General features: G+C 64.9%; 15 protein-coding genes. 5 read left to right on the forward strand and 10 right to left on the reverse strand.

The features are described 5' to 3' along the window. Positions 1-130: 130 nt before the first annotated feature. A complete protein-coding gene (locus D3I60_RS13145) occupies positions 131-1,939 on the forward strand; it encodes an AMP-dependent synthetase/ligase (protein ID WP_262776741.1) in 1,809 nt (602 codons plus the stop codon). A gap of 240 nt (positions 1,940-2,179) precedes the next feature. Continuing rightward, a complete protein-coding gene (locus D3I60_RS13150) occupies positions 2,180-3,223 on the forward strand; it encodes a glutathione S-transferase C-terminal domain-containing protein (RefSeq protein WP_262776742.1) in 1,044 nt (347 codons plus the stop codon). Between the two features lie 77 nt (positions 3,224-3,300). Here the strand turns inward: D3I60_RS13150 and D3I60_RS13155 are convergent, their stop codons facing one another. Next, positions 3,301-4,098 carry a DedA family protein gene (locus D3I60_RS13155; protein ID WP_346659571.1) on the reverse strand — a complete coding sequence of 266 codons (798 nt, stop codon included), beginning with the start codon at positions 4,096-4,098 and terminating at the stop codon, positions 3,301-3,303. Between the two features lie 126 nt (positions 4,099-4,224). Here D3I60_RS13155 and D3I60_RS13160 point away from each other — a divergent pair, with 126 nt between their 5' ends. Next, a complete protein-coding gene (locus D3I60_RS13160) occupies positions 4,225-5,262 on the forward strand; it encodes a YhjD/YihY/BrkB family envelope integrity protein (protein ID WP_262776743.1) in 1,038 nt (345 codons plus the stop codon). Positions 5,263-5,317: 55 nt separating this feature from the next. After that, on the forward strand, positions 5,318-6,745 hold the full coding sequence (locus tag D3I60_RS13165) for a glyceraldehyde-3-phosphate dehydrogenase (protein WP_262776744.1): 1,428 nt from the start codon (positions 5,318-5,320) through the stop codon (positions 6,743-6,745). A 217-nt stretch (positions 6,746-6,962) separates the two neighbouring features. Here the strand turns inward: D3I60_RS13165 and D3I60_RS13170 are convergent, their stop codons facing one another. From D3I60_RS13170 to D3I60_RS13210, 9 genes are all read right to left on the reverse strand, one after another. Then, positions 6,963-7,550: a hypothetical protein gene (locus D3I60_RS13170; protein ID WP_262776745.1), complete on the reverse strand. Its 588-nt coding sequence runs from the start codon at positions 7,548-7,550 to the stop codon at positions 6,963-6,965. Next, positions 7,547-8,512 carry a D-2-hydroxyacid dehydrogenase gene (locus tag D3I60_RS13175; RefSeq protein ID WP_262776746.1) on the reverse strand — a complete coding sequence of 322 codons (966 nt, stop codon included), beginning with the start codon at positions 8,510-8,512 and terminating at the stop codon, positions 7,547-7,549. The genes D3I60_RS13170 and D3I60_RS13175 overlap by 4 nt, the downstream gene beginning before the upstream one ends. Then, positions 8,454-10,250, reverse strand: coding sequence for an MDR family MFS transporter (locus D3I60_RS13180; RefSeq protein ID WP_262776747.1), 1,797 nt, complete (start codon positions 10,248-10,250; stop codon positions 8,454-8,456). The genes D3I60_RS13175 and D3I60_RS13180 overlap by 59 nt, the downstream gene beginning before the upstream one ends. 11 nt (positions 10,251-10,261) lie before the next feature. After that, complete coding sequence (locus D3I60_RS13185; protein ID WP_262776748.1) at positions 10,262-10,906, reverse strand: TetR/AcrR family transcriptional regulator; 645 nt, start codon at positions 10,904-10,906, stop codon at positions 10,262-10,264. A gap of 78 nt (positions 10,907-10,984) precedes the next feature. Continuing rightward, complete coding sequence (dnaG, locus tag D3I60_RS13190) at positions 10,985-13,057, reverse strand: DNA primase (protein WP_262776749.1); 2,073 nt, start codon at positions 13,055-13,057, stop codon at positions 10,985-10,987. A 3-nt stretch (positions 13,058-13,060) separates the two neighbouring features. Next, positions 13,061-14,368 (reverse strand): deoxyguanosinetriphosphate triphosphohydrolase, encoded by a 1,308-nt coding sequence (locus D3I60_RS13195; protein ID WP_262776750.1) that lies wholly within the window; start codon positions 14,366-14,368, stop codon positions 13,061-13,063. Positions 14,369-14,370: 2 nt separating this feature from the next. Then, positions 14,371-15,558: a tRNA dihydrouridine synthase DusB gene (gene dusB, locus D3I60_RS13200; RefSeq protein ID WP_262776751.1), complete on the reverse strand. Its 1,188-nt coding sequence runs from the start codon at positions 15,556-15,558 to the stop codon at positions 14,371-14,373. 89 nt (positions 15,559-15,647) lie between these two features. Then, the gene (locus D3I60_RS13205) at positions 15,648-17,333 is read right to left on the reverse strand and encodes an ATP-binding cassette domain-containing protein (protein ID WP_262776752.1); all 1,686 of its coding nucleotides are present in this window, start codon (positions 17,331-17,333) and stop codon (positions 15,648-15,650) included. A gap of 234 nt (positions 17,334-17,567) precedes the next feature. Beyond that, the gene (locus D3I60_RS13210; RefSeq protein WP_139469824.1) at positions 17,568-18,116 is read right to left on the reverse strand and encodes a helix-turn-helix domain-containing protein; all 549 of its coding nucleotides are present in this window, start codon (positions 18,114-18,116) and stop codon (positions 17,568-17,570) included. 61 nt (positions 18,117-18,177) lie between these two features. On the opposite strand from D3I60_RS13210, the gene D3I60_RS13215 reads away from it, so the two are divergent. Further along, positions 18,178-19,566, forward strand: a complete 1,389-nt coding sequence (locus D3I60_RS13215; RefSeq protein ID WP_262776753.1) for an L-lactate permease — start codon at positions 18,178-18,180, stop codon at positions 19,564-19,566. Positions 19,567-19,605: the final 39 nt, after the last annotated feature.

Raw genomic sequence — 19,605 nt, forward strand, 5'->3', positions numbered from 1 at the left:
TGATTCGACTTCGTTAGACTGCTCACAGGTCAGCGGACGCCGGTTATCTCGGCAAACGTGATCGATTTCACTGAGACCCGGCCCAACTGTAGGATAACCGAGCAGTAACTTACGTCCTCGAAGGAGACTCATGAGCTCAACGACCATGCCGCAGTCGTCAACACCCGTCGTCGGTTTCGAGGTCGATACCGCCTCGTCGACCACCGATGTCTTCCTCAGCACAGTCGCTGAGAACCCCAACCGCCCTCTGGTCGCCAAGCCCGACGGGGACAGTTGGAACGAACTGACTGCGGCCGATTTCCTCGCGGAGGTCAAGGCGGCCGCGAAGGGACTCATCGCCTTGGGCGTGGGAGTCGGTGATCGGATCGCGATCTTCGGCCCCACCTCCTACGAGTGGACGCTCAGCGACTATGCCATCTGGTACGCCGGCGGAATCTCCGTGCCGTTCTACGACACCTCTTCGGAAAGCCAGCTCAGCTGGATGCTCACCGACGCCGATGTCACTCGTGGGCTGGTCGCCTCACGCGAGCATGCCGATCGGGTGCGGGCGGCAGCCGAGGCTGCCGGACGGGAAGAGCCGGCCCTGCGAGTCTGGGACGAAGGCGCTTTCGCCGACCTCACCGAAGCCGGCAGGGCCGTCACCGATGAGGAGCTCGAAGCCGCTCGCTCGCAGGTCGGCTCCGATTCCGTGGCGACGATCATCTACACCTCCGGCACCACCGGCAAGCCCAAGGGGTGTGTGCTCACCCACGCGAACTTCGTGCAGACCGCCCAGGCCGCTCGCCACCAGATCCCCAGCGTTCTCGACACGAAGATGCGCTGCCTGCTGTTCCTGCCGCAGGCTCACGTCTTCGCCCGGTTCATCGAGGTCCTGGCGATCAGCAACGGCGCTCTGCTCGCCCACCAGTCGGATCTGACGAAGCTCACCGACGCCATGGGCAGCTTCCGCCCTTCGTTCATCCTCGGCGTGCCCCGTGTCTTCGAGAAGGTTTTCAATTCCGCGCTGGCGACCGCTCAGGCAGGCGGCAAGGAGAAGATCTTCCGCCGCGCCGAGCAGGTCGCCGTCGCCTATTCGAAGGCACTCGACACCGGCAAGGTGCCGACCGGCCTCAAGCTCCAGCACGCACTGTTCGACAAGCTCGTCTATTCGAAGCTGCGAGCAGTCATGGGCAATAACGTCACTCACGCGGTCTCCGGCGGCGGCGCACTCGGCTCGCACCTCGGCCACTTCTTCCGCGGACTGGGCATCATCGTCCTCGAAGGCTACGGACTCACCGAGACCACGGCCCCGATCACCGTCAACATTCCGGAGAAGTCGAAGATCGGAACCGTCGGCGTGCCGCTGCCGGGCGTCTCGGTGGCGATCGCTCCCGACGGCGAGGTCCTGGCCAAGGGCGTGCCGGTCTTCCGCGAGTACTGGAACAACCCCGAGGCCACGGCCACGGAATTCCATGACGGCTGGTTCGGCACCGGTGACCTAGGCTCCCTCGATGACGACGGCTACCTCACGATCAACGGCCGCAAGAAGGAGATCATCGTGACCTCCAGCGGCAAGAACGTCGCCCCGGCACCGCTCGAGGATGTGCTGCGTCGCCACCCGATCATCGGCCAGCCGGTCCTCGTCGGCGAGAACCGCAAGTTCGTCTCGGCGCTGATCTTCCTCGATTCGGAGATGCTGCCGGGCTGGCTGAAGAACCACGATCTGCCGCCGATGAGTCTGCCCGAAGCCGCCGGGGACGATGCGGTCCAGGCCGAAGTGGCCAAGGCCGTCGAACAGATGAACAGAACCGTCTCGCGGGCCGAAGGAGTCAAGAAGTTCACAATCATGCCGATCGAGCTCAGCGAGGAGAACGGCTACCTATCGGCCAAGCAGTCGGTCAAGCGTCACCTCATCAATAAGGACTTTGCCGCCGAGATCGACGCGCTCTACGCCGGCTGACGCACAGCCGCTGCCGGCTGGGGCACAGTCACCGAACACAGCCTTCGGGGTACGGCCCGGGAACGGACTCGAACGGTCCGTCCCGGGTCGTCGTCGTCCCGCCCCGGTGGCGGTGGGCGGACTCTTCCCAATCGGAAGCGCACGGCAACGGTGACATCGTCCCGCCTCGGCGAGGGCTTGCCTCAGCGTCGTAAGCTGAGCACAGAAGTCGAACTCATCGATCTCATTGGAGGCAGCGTCATGTCCGAGACCACCGATCACACCCCCAGCTACGTGACCGAAGGGGCGGAATTCAACCGGGATACGAACTACATCGACGATCGCATCCTCAACGATCCCAACGCTCAGTGGCCCGTCGAACCGGGCCGGTACCGCCTCGTCGCCGCACGCGCCTGCCCGTGGGCGAACCGGACGATCATCGTCCGTCGCCTCCTCGGGCTCGAGGACGTCATCTCCCTCGGCATGCCCGGCCCCACCCATGATGCGCGGTCGTGGACCTTCGACCTCGACCCGGGCGGGGTGGATCCGGTGCTCGGCATCGAACGGCTGCAGCAGGCGTTCTTCGCCCGCTACCCGGACTATCCGCGCGGAATCACCGTGCCGGCCGTCGTCGACGTGCCCACCGGCGTCGTCGTCACCAACGACTTCCCCCAGATCACGGAGGACTTCTCCACTCAGTGGACCGAATACCACCGGGAGGGTGCCCCGAATCTCTGGCCCGAGGAATCACGGGAGGAGATGGAGAAGGTGATGCGCCATATCTACACGGAGATCAACAACGGGGTCTACCGCTGCGGTTTCGCCGGCTCCCAGGACGCTTACGAAGCGGCCTTCGACCGCCTATTCAACGCGCTCGATATCGTCGAGGATCGACTCAGCCGTTCACGGTTCCTCATGGGTGAGACCATCACCGAGGCGGATGTGCGACTGTTCACGACGCTCGTGCGCTTCGATCCCGTCTATTTCGGTCACTTCAAGTGCAACCGGCAGCCGCTCACGGCGTTCGAAAACCTATGGGGATACGCCCGCGACCTGTACCAGACGCCGGGCTTCGGAGACACGGTCGACTTCCAGCAGATCAAACAGCACTACTACATCGTCCACCAGGATGTGAACCCGACGCAGATCGTGCCCAAGGGTCCCGATCTCTCAGGTTGGCTCAGCGATCACGGTCGCGACCGGAAGTTCGGCGGATCACCCTTCGGCGAGGGGACCGCTCCCGGAGCGGTCAAGCCCGGCGAAGAGGTCGCACCAGCGCATACTGCAGCGGCCTGGGTGAGCTGATGCTCGGGTGAACTGCTCCCCAGGGGCCTGTTGGCCACCGCGCGAGCCGGCTCGATCTCAGGAGTCGAAGTGCCTCATCAGGCGTCGAATTCGCCGGGCGCGATATGGTCATTCTCGGTCATGTCGAGCCCGGCGGCCTTCTTCCGTCGCTGTTTGCGGATCTTGAACACGATCCACACGATGACGAAGACGACGACGGCGACGATGACGACGTTCTGGAAGTAGCCTGCGTAGGTCTCGACGACCGACCAGTTCTCACCGAGAGTGAAGCCTGCGACGATGAGGATCGTGTTCCAGATCGCGCTGCCGGACGTGGTCAGCAGCAGGAACTTGAGCAGTCGCATGTCCCGCATTCCGGCGGGGATGGAGATGAGCGACCGGAAGATCGGGATCATCCGACCGAAGAACACGGCCTTGTCCCCGTGCTTGTCGAACCAGTCGACGGTCTTGTGCACATCGTCGACGTCGACCAAAGGCATCTTCACCGCGATACGAGCGATGCGTTCGATGCCGATCCACTTGCCCAACGCCCACAGCAGAACCGCGCCGACGACCGAACCGATCGTGGCGAAGACGATCGCGGCCACAATGTTCATCTGGCCTTGGCTGGAAGTGAATCCGGCCAGAGGCAGGACAAGCTCACTGGGGATGGGCGGGAAGATGTTGTCGAGGAAGACCATGAAGCCGACACCGGCCGGCCCCAGGGTCTCCATGATCGTCACGGTCCAGGCCGAGAACCCGCTGAGATTGTCCGCAGCGCTGCCGCCGGCGACGAGGACATCGGCAGGGACTCCGCCGGCAGGCAGTCCGGCAAGGCTGTCGGCGGCAACGGGTGCGACATCGGCAGTCGGAGCGAACGAATCAGTGATCGGCATGGTCAAAAGTCTAGATAAGGGCGCGGCCTGCCGCTCACAGTACGCTCACAGCGGCTAGTGTGGAAACGAACACCTCGGACCGGAATACGAACGCACCTTGCGGATACGCATCGAAGGAGCACACACGTGGCACCTGCCAAAGTACTGGCCTCGCGCAACACCGTCGCTGAGGTCGGCCACAATGCCGTCAACCGACCCGGACCCGCCCACCTCATGCGCGCAGTCCAGCGTTTCGGACAGCGTCTGGGCAATCAGTTCGGTGCCGCGATCACCTACTTCCTTGTTCTCGCGGTCATGCCCATCGCCATGGTCAGCCTCGCGAGCATCGGCTTCGTCCTCGACGTTGCACGCCCCGAGCTCCTTCCTGAGGTCACGGAGCAGATCGAGACGTTCACCGCAGGCAACGAGTCACTGACCGAGCAGCTCGAAAGCTACCTGTTGCAGTGGCAGGCGGTCGGAATCATCGGTATTCTCACCGGCCTCTACACAGGGCAGGGATTCATAGGCAACCTCGGTGCAGCGGTGCGGGCCCAGCTGCACGACGATTTCGACGATGCCGTGCCGGAGAAGTCCTTCGTCAGCAAGATCCTCGGGAATATCGTCACCCTCATCGGGCTCATCATCGGCCTCCTGCTGGCCGTGGCGCTCACGGTCGTCGGCACCGGCCTGCGTTCGATCATCGCCGACTTCCTCGGGCTCGGCGGATTCGCCGGCAGCCTGCTGTTCATCGTTCCGGTCATCCTCACCTTCGGCGCCGCCTGGCTGATCTTCTGGTTCCTGTTCACGATGCTGCCGGAGAAGCCGGTCGACAAGCAGGCGAAGAACCGCGGCTCGCTCATCGGCGCAACTGCGTTCCTCATCCTCATCAACTTCTCCACGGTGCTCGTCAATCTCTTCTCCGGAAACAAGGCCGCCGGTGTGTTCGGATCGATCATCGCGATCATGCTCACGCTCAACGTCTTCGCCCGCATCGTCCTGTTCATCGCTGCGTGGATCGGCACGGCGAAACCACCTCGGCCGCGCGAAGAGGAAGAGGAATACCGGTTCGTCGAACCGAAGGTGCAGGCGCAGAGCCTCGGCGCACTCATCACCGGCGCGGGAATCGTGGCGCTGACCCTGCTGGGCTTCAAACGGTTCGAGGAACGCCGGTCCGATCGCGAATAGGCGAGACGGTAGACTGTTGGCGCATCCGTTATAACTGACCGAGGGGACACGACCTTTGACTGACGCCACGACTGCTCGCCTGGACGATTGGGCGAAGAAGCAGACCGCCGCCGAAGAACTCATTCCGCTAGTCGGACGCCTGTACCGTGAGAACGACGTTCTGCTGACCCTATTCGGGCGATCGCTGCTGAACAAGTCGGTGACCGGCATGATCAAGGCGCACCGCTATGCTCGCCACTTCCTCGGCGAAGAGCTCGACATCCAGATCACCCACCGCATCGTCAAGGCGCTGTCGGGGCTCAACATGGCACCGGCCCGCATCGATCTGGGCCGCCTCATCGAGAAGCTCGACGATCCGAACGCCGACGTCGACGCCTTTCTCGCCGCCGAGCTCGCCGAGGTCGTTCAGTCGCAGTCCGGCAAGGGCGAGGTCCGCGACGTCGTCCTCTACGGCTTCGGTCGCATCGGCCGTCTGCTCGCCCGCATCCTCATCGATCGCGCCGGCGGAACCGGTATGCGTCTGCGTGCGATCGTCGTGCGCCGCAATGGAGAGAATGACATCGTCAAGCGCGCCTCCCTGCTGCGCCGCGATTCGGTGCACGGAGCCTTCGACGGCAGCATCGTCGTCGACGAAGAGAACAGCACCATCCAGGCCAACGGCACCCTCATCCAGGTCATCTACTCGAATGACCCGTCGGAAGTCGACTACACCGCCTACGGAATCAATGACGCCATCATCGTCGACAACACCGGAAAGTGGCGTGACGAAGAGGGCCTGTCCAAGCACCTCGCGTGCCCCGGCGCATCGAAGGTCCTGCTCACGGCTCCCGGCAAGGGCGATGTGAAGAACATCGTCTTCGGAGTCAACGACGACGCGATCCTCGACACGGACACCATCGTCTCGGCCGCTTCGTGCACGACGAACGCGATCACTCCGGTGCTCCAAGCCATCAACGACAAGTTCGGCGTCCGCAACGGCCACGTCGAGACGGTCCACTCGTTCACGAACGACCAGAACCTCATCGACAACTTCCACAAGGGCTCCCGCCGCGGCCGTGCAGCTGGCCTCAACATGGTGCTGACCGAGACCGGGGCCGCCAAGGCCGTCGCCAAGGCTCTGCCTGAGCTGGCCGGGAAGCTCTCGGGCAATGCGATCCGCGTACCCACCCCGAACGTGTCCATGGCGATCCTCAACCTCAACCTGGACCAAGCCACCACCGTCGACGAGCTCAACACGTTCCTCCGCGAGGTGTCGATGCATTCGCCGCTGCGCAACCAGGTCGACTACGTCACCTCCCCCGAGCTCGTGTCCACCGACCTCGTCGGCTCCAAGCGGGCCGGTGTGGTCGACGGCCTGGCCACGATCGTCGATGAGGACCGCGTCGTCGTCTACGTCTGGTACGACAACGAATTCGGCTACTCCTGCCAGGTCGTGCGCTGCGTGGCCAAGATGGCCGATGTCGACGTCCCGGCCTTTCCCTGATATCGCCGAGGCTACCCACCGAACCGTTCGGATGAGCGCTCGGTGACCGGCTTGGGACAGGCGCCCGGAGTCTTCTGACTCCGGGCGCCTTCGTCATTCACCTCGGTCGCCATCGCGCACCCTCAGCCGTAGGCTCTTCACTTCGGGCCATAGCCCCGTGGGAATGACAAAACCTCCCGCAGGAACGAGAGGTTATGCCGGCAACGAGGTGTTCTGCCTACTTCGGGGCGTCGGACTCCATGGCCTCATGCAGCCAGATCGGTGTGAAGGTGGCGAATCGCTCCGCCAGATCATCATCGCTGTCGAGGATGACGGCTAGTCGGTCATCGGCGTTCGCCAGCTCCTTCGCCCAGATGGGACCCAAGCAGGCCAGCAGCAGGCAGGCGATGACGACGGCGCCGGCCAGGATCGGAGTCTCGGCCCACAGCAGCATGCCGAACAGGATCCCAACGATGGCGAAGCCCACCGTCACGGCGAGTCCGGCATTCCGCGTCCGCGGCGCCTTGGCACGAGCCGGTCGTGATGCAGCGATCGAGTCGAGCACGTCTCGGTTGATCCGCGTCCAGGCGATGATCGCGCCCAGCGCGCAGACGATGCCGATCATGATGAGGCTGAACGCCGAGAACAGCAGCACCGCATCGATGTGATCGCCCTGGGCTTGGAGGGCGGCCCCGAGCCCGGCGACGAGCATCGCCAAGGCGAGCACCAGCATGCTCAGCAGACGGGCACGGCGCACGGCGATGAGCTCGGCGATCACCCTGGCCAGGAACACCCTCTGCGCCGCAGGTTCGTCGGCCTGGCTCACCGCACGTACCCGAGCTGCTTGTCCACGGTGTGCGGAAACTGCTTCCCGGCCAGATACTGTTCGAACAGGGCGTGGAACTGCTCGGCCAGTCGCATTCTCCACCCGTCGGTATCACCGCTCATATGCGGGGTGATGATGACATTGTCCATCGACCACAGAGGATGGCCGGCGGGCAGCGGCTCTTCATCGAAGACGTCGAGTCCGGCCCCGCCGATCTGTCCGTTGCGCAGTGCGTTGACGAGTGCGTCGGTGTCGACGGTGTCTCCGCGTCCGACATTGATGAACACGGCGGTGTCGTCCATGGCGGCGAACGCCTCGGCGCCGATGAGCCTCTCGGTCTTCTCCGTCAGCGGTGCGATGTCGATGACCCAGTCGAATCCGGCCACGTGCTCGGGCAGAGTGGCGGAGTCGATGACCTCACCGAAGTCGGCGTCGCCGCTGCGGGCGCGCGATCCGGCTCCGGTGACGTGGATGTCGACGGCCTTCAGCAGGCGTGCGATACCTCGACCGATCGCTCCGGTGCCGACGATGAGCGCCTTGGTGCCGACGATATCGCGGGTCGACCGGCGGTTCCACCTGCCCTCCGCTTGGTCGTCGAGCGAGCCGATCGAGCTCTTCGCGTGCATGAGGATGTAGCTGAGGACGAATTCGGCGATCGGGCGGTCAAAGATTCCCCGGGCGTTCGTCACGGTCACCGGCGAGTCGACGAGCTCATCGAAGAGGAGCGAGTCCACGCCCGCTGCGGCGGCATGGACCCACTCGAGTCTGTCGGCGCTGCCATAGGCGTCCTTGAGTGCGGTGGAGAAGAAATCCCACATCAGCAGCACATCGGTGCCGGGCAGCGCCTGGGCCAGGGTCGACGCCTCGGCGATGCGCAGTTCGATCCCGTCCCGCTCCCCCAGATCAGTGATCAGTGCGGGGATCTCGGTCCCGGGTGAGTTGAGTATGGTCAGTACTGTCATTCCTCGGCTCCTTGGACAGTGGGCTTTCTGCCACACTAACCGATGAAGTCTCTGCCGGGGTGGAAACCGGCACGGACACGACACCCGCGCGCTCTGCTTCGACATCGAGGCTCTCGCGCTTCGCCGGTTCGTTCTTCAGGGTCTGCGCCAGCGGGGTGTTCGGCAGGAAGCAGAGGAAGACGAAGCCGAGGACGGCCAGCGGAGCCACCCACAGGAACAGGGGCACGAGGGCGTCGTTGTAGGAGGTGATGATGAGTGAGTGCATCGGCTCCGGCAGCTTCGACACGATCTCCGGGGTCAGCCCCGTCGAGGAGATCTTGGGCATGTGGCCGTGTGGGGCCGCCTTCGCGATCTCTGTGATTCCGGACTTGATGTTGTCCATGAGCCGCTGGGTGAACACGGATCCGATGAAGGCCATTCCGAGTGTGGCACCGACCTGACGGAAGTAGTTGTTCGACGCGGTCGCGGTGCCGACCATGGACACCGGGAAGGCGTTCTGGACGACGAGGACGAGTGTCTGCATGCTCAGGCCCAGGCCGAGTCCGAGCAGCGCCAGGCAGCCGATGGTCTCCCAGGCCGAGCTCTCGGCCTTCAGCTGGGAGAGCAGGACGAGCGAAGCGGCCATGATGAGGATGCCGGTCAGCGGGTACTTCTTGTACTTGCCGGTGCGGGAGACGATGAACCCGACGAGCGTCGAGGACACGAGCATGGTGCCCATCATCGGCACCATCATCAGACCGGCGACGGTGGCGTCGATTCCGTGGACCATCTGCAGGTAGGTCGGCATATAGGAGAGCACACCGAACATGCCGATGCCGACGAAGAGACCGGCGATCGTGCACAGCAGGAAGTCGCGGTTGGTGAACAGGTGCATCGGGATGACCGGTTCGCTGACCTTGAGTTCGACGAAGACGAAGGCGACAGCGGCGATGATTCCGGTGACGATGAGCCCGTTGATCTGCCAGGATCCCCACTCGTAGTCATGTCCGCCCCAGGCGGAGGTGAGCACGATGCAGGAGGTGACGATCGAGATGAGCGCCATGCCGATGACATCGATCTTCGGACGAGGTCCTGCACCCTTGGTGTGCTTGGGCACCTTGAGGAACACGGCGGCGGCGATGAGCGCGATGATGCCCAACGGGAAGTTGATGGCGAAGGCCCAGCGCCAGCCGGGTCCCTCGGTCAGCCAGCCGCCGATCAGCGGTCCGGCCACGGACGACACGGCGAAGGCCGAGCCCATGATGCCCATGTACTTGCCGCGTTCGCGGGCGGGGACGACGGAGGCGATGATCGACTGCGAGAGGATCATCATTCCGCCGCCGCCGATCCCCTGGAGCACGCGACCGAAGATCAGCGTCGACATCTCATTCGCAATGAGGGCGAAGACCGAGCCGAGCAGGAAGCAGCAGATGGCGAACATGAACAGCGGCTTGCGTCCGAACAGGTCGCCGATCTTGCCGTAGACGGGCATCATGATCGTCGACGCGAGCATGAATGCGGTGGAGACCCACAGCATCTGGTCGACGCCGTCGAGTTCGCCGACGATCGTCGGCAGCGCGGTGGCCAACACCGTCTGATTGAGCGAGAACATGAACATCGCGATCATCAGGCCGACGAAGAGCAGAATGATCGCCGAGGCGGCCATCGGCTCTGTCTGTGCGTCGGGTCCCGCCGGGGCGGAGTTCTTCGAGGTGGTTGCCGTCATCGTCTTCTCATCGGTTTCGTGGTTGCTTCTCATCACAGCTTTCGTCATGGCAGTCGGTCCAGAACCTTGCGGAACAGGCTCAGGGAGTCTTCGAAGATCGCTTGGGTTCCGCCTTTGTCCTCGACCGCCTCGGGATTGGCTTTGATCACCTGTCCCGCGTGGTTGAGCGGAACGCGGCAGAGTTGGGTGAGCATGCGTGCGCTGCGCCAGGCGGAGTCTTCGGAGGAGAACTCCTGGCCGAGGTGGCGCAGCCGATCGAGCACGTGACCGGTGACGATCTCTTCGAGTTCTTCTGCCCGGTCGAAGCTCTTGCTCACGAGTTCCGGGTAGAGAGCGAAGAGGCGGCGGCGCCGCGCCGGAAGTTTGGGGTCGACGGAGCCGACGAGCAGCGCTTCGCGGACGAAGCGGGCCGTGTCCTCAGCCAACGTGTCGAGTCCGGCGGGGCTGTGGACGTAGTCGCAGGCGAGGCCCTCATCGACGCTGACATCAGCTCCGAGGCCGACGATCGCGTCCTCCTTCGTCTCGAAGTAATTGAAGAAGGTGCGTGTGGACACCCCCGCGTCGGCGGCGATCGTCGCCACGGTGGCACAAGCCAAGCCGTCTTCGAGGACGCGGGTGATCGCCGCCTCGTGGAGGGCTTTGCGAGTCAGTCGCGCCTTTTTCGAGCGCAGGGATTCATCAGCAGGCATAGGTACATTTTGCACCAAATGCAAACTTTCACCAACTGCAAATCTGCAATTGTGCACTATTTCACTGTATGCAGTCTTCTACATGAGCATCTTCAGCCGTGCCCGGTGCTGTTCGAGGGTCTGCAGCTGACCGAGCAGTGCTGCCTGACCTGCTCCATCGGAGGTGTCCTGGCGCTGCAGGCGGGAGTGGAGTTCCTTGGCGATGCGTTCGAGGTCGTAGTCGAAGAGGCGGGCGACGATCCCGCGCGCGAACCGATCGATCCCGTCTCCCTCGATGACCGGCAGCGGGGTCACGAGCAGCTGGGCCACATAGGGCTTGAGGTCCTCGGCTGCGGCGTCGAGCACGCGTTCGGCCCATTTCGACTGAGCCGTGCCGGCTGCACCCAGTCCTCCGGCCTGTTTGATGGCGTCCTGGATCCGCCGGTAGCCGGGGTGTTCGAAGGCTTTCGCGGACAGTGAGTCGAAGAGCTTCGCATTGACCACCTCCGGATGTTGGAGGGCGACCATGAGAGCCCCCTTCTCCGTCTTCAGCCGTGCGGGGCTGATCGGGGCCGAGAGGTTCGAGACGTCGGGGCGTTCGTCGTAGACGTATTCGATGCTGCGTTCATCGGAGACCTCCCCCGCCGAGGCGGGACCGGGCCCGCGTGCGCCCCCGGGCGGGGCGATTCCCGGCTCGGTTCGCAGACCGGTCCCCTGTCCCGAACCAGGTCCGTGCCCCGAGCCGGGTGTGGTCGGCGACGAGGGCGCGGGTGCGCTCGGTGCCGGCGGTGGGCCCTCGCGGTAGGACGACTGGCGGGCGGGCACCTCGGAGGGCTGGCGGTTCTGCTTCGGTCGGCGGGCGGCGGTGCGGACCGCGGCCTCCACCTCGTCGATGTCGACGCCGATGCGGCCGGCGACGAACCGGTAGTAGTGGGAGAGGCTGTTGCGGTCGCGGATATCGGTGAGCACCTCGGCGGCGGCGCGGACCGCGGAGATCCGCCCTTCGACGGTGTCGAGGTCGAAGCGGGAGATCGCGGTGGTGATGACGAACTCGAAGAGCGGCTTGCAGCCGTCGATGAGTTCGCGCAGGGCCGCGTCGCCCTTCTGCATGCGCAGGTCACAGGGATCGAGGCCATCGGGTTCGACGGCGACGAAGGTCTGGGCGGTGAACAGGTTCTCGAATTCGAAGGCTTTGAGCGCAGCCTTCTGACCGGCGGCGTCGCCGTCGAAGGTGAAGATCACCTGTCCGGTCGGGTCGTCGCCGAGGAGGCGGCGGATGATCTTCACGTGTTCGGCGCCGAAGGCCGTGCCGCAGGTGGCCACGGCCTGGTCGACTCCGGCGAGGTGGGCGGCCATGACGTCGGTGTAGCCCTCGACGACGACGACGCGTTTGGTCTTCGCGATGGACTTCTTCGCCAGGTCGAGTCCGTAGAGAACCTGATTCTTGTGATAGAGAGCGGTCTCGGGAGTGTTGAGGTACTTCGGTCCCTTGTCATCGTCATAGAGTCGCCGGGCGCCGAAGCCGATGGTCCGGGACGTCATGTCCTTGATCGGCCAGATCACCCGACCACGGAATCGGTCGTAGATTCCCCGACCGCCCTCGCTGGCCAGGCCGCCGGCGAGGATCTCCTCATCGGTGAAGCCGGCCTTGCGCAGATGGCTCGTCAGGGCATCCCAGGATTTCGGGGCGAAACCGATGCCGAATTCCCGGCTCGACTCGGCGGGAAAACCGCGGCCGGACAGGAACTCACGGCCGATCTGCCCGGCCTCGGACTCGAGAGCCTGGGCGAAGAAGCGCCCCGCGACCTCGTGCATCTCCAGCAGCCGCTGTCTGCGGCTGGCCTGTTCCCGGTCCGGGCCCTTCCCGTCCTCGTAGCGCAGGTGCATTCCGGCCTTGCCGGCCAGCGTCTCGACGGCTTCGACGAAGCTGAGCTGTTCGACCTTCTGCAGGAAGGTGAACACGTCTCCGGACTCACCGCAGCCGAAGCAGTGGTACATCCCGACCTGCGGACGCACCGTGAACGACGGAGTCTTCTCGTCGTGGAACGGGCACAGTCCTTTGAGGGATCCGATGCCCGCGGTCTTGAGGGTGACGAATTCCCCGATCACCTCGTCGATGCGGGTGCGGCTGCGCAGTTCGTCGATGTCCTCGCGTTTGATGAGTCCGGCCATGGTCTAGAGCCGATCCTCCGCTCCGGCGTTGAGGTGGTGGTATAGGGCCCAGGCGGAATGGTCGGTCAGGGAGGCGATCTGGTCGACGATGACGCGCAGTCGTGCGGAGTCGTCGGCGGCCTCGGCGTGGTCGGCGCGGAACATCGGATCGAGCTTGTCCGGTGACTGCGAGTACCATTCGGCGAGTTCGTTGATGACCGCCGCCTGGATGTCATGCAGCCGCAGTCGATCCTCGGCGACCATCACCGTCAGCGTGGCCATGCCTTTGAGCACGGCGATCTCGACGGCGGTCGTCTCGGGGACGACGAGTGAGGCCGAGTATCGGGCGAGGGGCTCCCAGCCGAATTCCTCACGGGTCGCGGATTCCGCGGCGCCGACGAAGCGTCCGATGAGCTGACTGGTCATGTGTTTGAGGCCGGCCTGAGCACGTCGGGAGCCGTCGAAGGCCTCCTTGGGCCAGTAGGAGGCGGCCTGCAGCCGGCCGAGTGCCTTGTCCATCTCCGCATCGGTGGTTTCCGGCAGGTACCACTGACGGGTGATGTCGAAGAGTTCGGCGCGCCGCTCATCGGCGGCGAAGTCGGCAAGGTCCAGATGGCCTGCGACGATGGCGTCCTCGACATCGTGGACGGAATAGGAGATGTCGTCGGCCAAGTCCATGACCTGGGCTTCGATGCATTTCTGGCCGTTGTCGATGCCGTCGCGGTAGAAGTCGAAGACAGCCCGGTCGTCATCGTAGACACCGAATTTGCGCACCCCTGAGTCGCGGCGACCGGCCATGGCTTCGGCTCGGGGCCATGGGTACTTCGTCAGTGCGTCGAGGCTCGCGCGGGAGAGGTTGAGGCCGGCCGGGCGACCGTCGTCGGCGATGACCTTCGGTTCGATCCGGGTGACCAGACGCAGGGTCTGGGCGTTGCCTTCGAAGCCGCCGATGTCTGCGCACAGGGCGTCGAGGATCGTCTCACCGTGGTGGCCGAAAGGAGGGTGTCCGAGGTCGTGGGACAGGCAGGCGGTGTCGACGATATCGGGGTCGCACCCGAGGTAGCGGGCGAGTTCGCGGCCGACCTGGGCGACCTCGAGGGAGTGAGTGAGACGGGTGCGGACGAAATCGTCCGTGCCCGGGGACACGACCTGGGTCTTCGCGCCGAGGCGGCGCAGTCCCGAGGAGTGGAGGACGCGGGCTCGGTCGCGTTGGAAAGCCGAGCGCCGCGGATTCTTCGCCGGTTCGCTCACCCACCGCTCCTCGTCCCACGGCGAGTAGACCGCCACGGTCCCCGTCCCCACCGAGGTGTGCGGGTGAGTGTCGAAGGGCATTCTCATCCTCCTGAGATGTCGAGTTCGGCCTCCGACAGCAGCGACTTCCCGCTGGGATCGAAGATGCGGGAGTCCAACCAGCCTTCGGGCAGGTGCGGCTTCTTCGGCCGGGTGGTGCGGCCGCGAGACCCTTCGGCGGCTTCTCCCGGGTAGGGCGCGGTCTTGTCGAGCTGGTCGAGCAGTCCGGCGAGTTCTTCAAGCGAGGAGACCATGGCCAACTGGCTGCGCAGCTCTCCCCCAACGGGGTAGCCCTTGAAGTACCAGGCGATGTGTTTGCGCAGGTCACGGACGCCGAGAAACTCGTCCTCGAAGTGATCGACGAGATATTCGCCGTGCTTGTACACGGCACGAGCCACCTCGGCGAGTCCGGGACGGTGGCGTTCGTCGCTGCCGTTCAGCGCGTTCGCGAGGTCGCCGAAAAGCCACGGCCGACCCTGACAGCCGCGCCCGATGACGACGCCGTCGCAGCCGGTCTTGGCCATCATGTCCAGGGCATCCTCGGCCGCGAAGATATCACCGTTGCCGAGCACCGGAAGGGTGTCGCCGAGGTGGTCCTTGAGCCGGGCGATCGCGTCCCAGTCCGCGGTCCCCGAATAGAGATCGGCCGCGGTGCGGCCGTGCAGTGCCACGGCGGCGACGCCGGCGTTGCGCGCGGTCTCGGCGGCGTCGAGGAAGGTCGTGTGGTCGGCGTCGATGCCTTTGCGCATCTTCACGGTCACGGGAACGTCCCGGCGGGCCGCCTCGGTGACGGCCGTGGTGACGATGGATTTGAACAGATCCTGCTTCCACGGCAGCGCGGAGCCTCCGCCCTTGCGCGTGACCTTGGGGACGGGGCAGCCGAAGTTGAGGTCGATGTGATCGGCGCGATCCTCCTCGACGAGCATCCGCACGGCCTGGCCCATGGTCACCGGGTCGACTCCGTAGAGCTGGACGGAGCGCGGAGTCTCATAGGGCTCGTGGTGGATGATGCGCATCGTCTTCGGATTGCGCTCGACCAAAGCCCGGGTGGTGACCATTTCGGTCACGTACAGGCCGGCTCCGTATTCGCGGCACAGACGGCGGAAGGCAGTGTTCGTGATTCCGGCCATGGGCGCGAGCACGACGGGCGAGGACAGCTCGATGGGCCCGATGCGCAGGGCTGTTTCGGGCTTCGGGGATGCGGCTTCTGGGGCAGGGCTGATGACACTCACGCAACCATTATCCCAGTCAAGTCAAAATCGCACATTCGTCTGCCTCTTCCGCCTGCTTCGCCGCCTCGGCTCGTCCTTGTCGTCTCAACTCAATCAACGGCGTCGGTGCGCAGAAATTCCCGCACATCCCATTCGGCGTCGACGGAGAGTTCGGCGGCGAGCCGGTCGTCGTGAGTGACGATCACCATGGCCCCGCCGAATCCTTCGAGGGCGGTCACCAGAGCCTCGAGCGATGACAGGTCGAGATTGTTGCCGGGCTCGTCGAGGATGAGCAGCTGCGGAGCCGGGTCCTGGAGGAGTCCTGAGGCCAATGCGACACGGAAGCGCTCCCCACCGGACAGGGTCTTACAGATCTGGTCGGTGCGTCCGGCGCGCAGTCCCATGGCCGCGAGCACCTCGTGGACGCGGTGCGGGTCGAGCTGCGGGTTGCCCGATCGCACCGCCTCCATCACCGTGAGCTCCCCCGGCAGTCGGTACTGCTGGTCGAGGTGGGCCGTCGGTGCGGAGACGGTGATGGCGAGGTCGCCGAAGAGTTCGGCGATCGGCGGACCGGTTTCGGCCCACACGTGTCCCTCGACTGCGCCGCCCGTGTCCTCGTCCTGTTCGTCCTGGCCGTCCTGGCCGTTGGCAGCCGCCAGGATCGCTGCCAGCAGGGTCGACTTCCCCGACCCGTTCGGTCCGGTCAGCCGGATTCGCTCGGGACCGACGATCGTCTGCGGACGTTCGAACCTCGCCGAGGCGGCCGTGGAGATCTCGAGGACCCGTTTGGTCGCGTGCACCTGGGTGTCCGGCAGGTCGAGGCGAACGCTCGAGGACCGGCGCAGCGCATCCTTGGCAGTGGCGAGTTCGTTCCAGGCAGTCGCTTCGTCGGCGGCTTTGTCGCCGCGTCGCTTGGCCGCAGACTTCTCGGCGAAGTTCGTCAGCCCGTTCATCACGATCTTCGGTCGACGTTTGTTCTCCTTGTCCTTCTTGGCCTTCCGGTCGGCTCGAGCGAGTTTCGTCTCCAGCTCGATCCGCTGTCGCTTCTCGATCTGGTGGGTCTTCTTCGCATCGGTGACCTTCTGCTGCTTCGCCTCTTCTTCCGCGGCGACCATGGCTTCGTAGTCGTCGAAGTTCCCTCCGTAGACCCGCAGCCGGTCGGTCATCTCGATGATCGAGGTCATATGCGACAGAAGGGTGCGGTCGTGGGAGATGACCAGGGTCGGTCCGCGCCGTTCGGTGAGCAGGGACGTCAGCAGAGTCCGTCCGTCCTCGTCGAGGTTGTTGCTCGGCTCGTCGAGGATCAGCCAGGTGTCACCGACCAGTGCCGCTCGAGCCAGTCCGATGCGTGTGGCCTGTCCGCCGGAGAAGCTGCTCAGACTCCGGTCGAAATCGCTGACGCTCAGAAGCAGACCGAGTTCGGACAGCGCCGCCAGGGCTCGCTCTTCGATATCCCAATCGTCGCCGATGAGGTCGAAGTCGGCCCCCGTCGCCTCTCCGGCCAGGGCGCGGGCCAGCGCCTGTCTGACGGGTGCGATGTCCAGCGCGGCATCGACCCGCTGCGTCGAATGCGGCAGCAGCTGGTCGATGTAGACGGCACCATCGGCACCTGTGACGGTTCCTGACGAGGCGCGCAGTCGACCCGCGAGGATGCGGGCGAGGGTGGATTTGCCGATCCCGTTGTCGCCGACGAGTCCGACGAGGTCGGCAGGGATAGTGGCGGTGAGTCGGGAGAAGATCTCGGTATCGTCGCCGAGGCGGTAGTCCAGATCGGACACAGTGATTGCTGCAGACATGAGGGTCCTCATTTCGTGTACGCAGAAGCGCTGCGGGCCCGTGGCACCCGCAAGTCACGGTATGAGGATTCACTTCACAGCAGAGACGTCTTTCGTCGGAAATGGAACATATCCATGATCGCCGAGGCGGCTCGCCCGGTCAACTCCACCCCTTCTTGCTACCTGACGGCGGCCCAGCAACCTGGCGCGAGGTTGCTGGGCCGCCGTCAGGTAGTAAGAAGGGGTTCGGCAGGTTCAGACGATGATGAGCATGAGTTCGGCGGGCTCGTCGTGAGGGTTGGCCAATTGGTGCGGAACGTCACCGGGAGCCTGGGCGCAGTCGCCGGCGTGCAGGGTCGTGCGGCGGTCGATGGTGACGACCTCGATGCTGCCCTTGAGGACGAAGAAGCTCTCCCGTGACCCGCTGCGGTGGGCGGCGAAGGCCGAGGTCTCGCTGCGCGGGTCGAGGCGGTAGTGCACGACATCCATATTCTCGATCGCCGATGGCAGATCCCGCCGCCAGACTCCCTTGCCGAAGGTCGAGGTCGTGGGAATCGCCTCGCTGCGGGTGATCGTGACTTCCGGGGCAGCCAACAGTTCGCCGACATCGACGCCGAGGGCGCGAGAGAGACCCATGGCGTTCGATACCGATGTGTCCTGCTCGCCGCGTTCGATCTTCGACAGAGCGGCGCGGGACAGTCCCGCCCTCACCGCGAGCTCGTTGAGGGTGAGGTTGTTGTACTTGCGCCGGGCTCTGATGCGGGCGCCGAAGACACGTGCGCCGAGATCCTCTTCTTTCGCCATTGGAGCATCATATTCTATTCTTGGATCATAGAATCACATCTCACAAAGGAAACTTCACCCAATGGCAGCAGTGCTGGCTCTCACACCGATCCTCATTGCCATCGTCCTGCTCCTGCTCAAACAGAGTTCCTGGGTCGCCGCTCTCGCCGGCGCCGTGCTCGCGGCCGGTCTCGTCGCCTTCGTCTTCCCCACTCCCGCCGCGGTGTTGGTGGAATCGGGGATCGACTACTTTCCGCTCATCCTCGAGGTCGCGCTCATCCTGCTCTTCGGCATGCTGCTCGCCCGGCTGCTCGAGTCCGCTGGGTCGATGTCGCTGATCTCGTCCTGGGTCGAGTCGCTGTCACCGGGTCGCCCGCTCGGGGTCGCGCTCGTCGTGTTCGGCATCGTGCCCTTCGCGGAATCGGTCACCGGCTTCGGCATCGGCGTCACCGTCGGGGTGCCGATCCTGCGTCATCTCGGCTGCACCCTGCGGCAGTCCGCGATCCTCGGCCTCCTCGGACTCATCGCCGTGCCATGGGGTGCCCTGGGACCGGGCACCACCGTCGCAGCGGCGCTGGCCGGACTGGACGTCGACGAGCTCGGTCTGGCAACGGCGTGGATCAACGCGGTTCCGGTCATCATCGTCGCGATCGCGGTGGTCGCGATCATGCGACCGTCCGCCGCCTCGGCGCTGGGGATCATCGGTTCCGGCGCACTCATGTGGGCGGGGATCCTCGCCTCCAGCTCTGTCATCGGCATGGCCCCGTCGGGGATCATCGGCTCCCTGATCGTCATCCTCCTCGTCGGTGCGCTGTTCATGATCCGCAAGAGGGCCACGGGGCTGACGCGTCGCCTCGGCGTTGCGGTTCTGCCCTACGGGGTGCTCACGGTCGGGCTGCTGTTGGCGCGAGCTCTGCACGCCGCGCTCCCGTCGACGGCCACGCAGATCATCGCCTCTCCCCCTTTCTGGCTGGCCGCCGCCTGCCTCATCGCCGCCATCACCGTCACCGGCAGACGCGCCATCACCGTCGCGGCCGTGCGTTCCTGGGTTCCCATCGGCGTCGGCACCGCCGCATTCATGCTCATGGGTTGGATCATGACGACGACGGGAATGAGCGAGGCGATCGGTTCCCTGCTGCCGACCGGGCTCATTCTGCTGACTCCCTGGCTGAATTCCATCGGAGCAGTGCTCACCGGTTCGAACACGGGAGCGAACTCGATGTTCACCGGCACTCTGACCGCGGCCGCCGCTTCATCGCATGTCTCGGCTCTGCCGGTCGTCGCGGCCGGAAACGCGGCAGGATCACTGGCCGCTCTCGCCGCTCCCCCACGAGTGGCGATGGCCGTGCAGATCGCCGATTCGTCGGTGGCCGCCTCGGCGAAGGACATCTCCTGGGTACAGGGCCGGGCGCTCGCGGTGGCGGGAATCAACGCCCTGGCCCTCGGTCTGTGGATACAGTTCTTCGTCTGATCGACGCCGGCGAGTTCGGCTCGGGGATGGGGGCGGAGA

Origin of the sequence: Brevibacterium permense (genome assembly GCF_025506275.1) — a bacterium.
Classification (GTDB): Bacteria; Actinomycetota; Actinomycetes; order Actinomycetales; family Brevibacteriaceae; genus Brevibacterium; species Brevibacterium permense_A.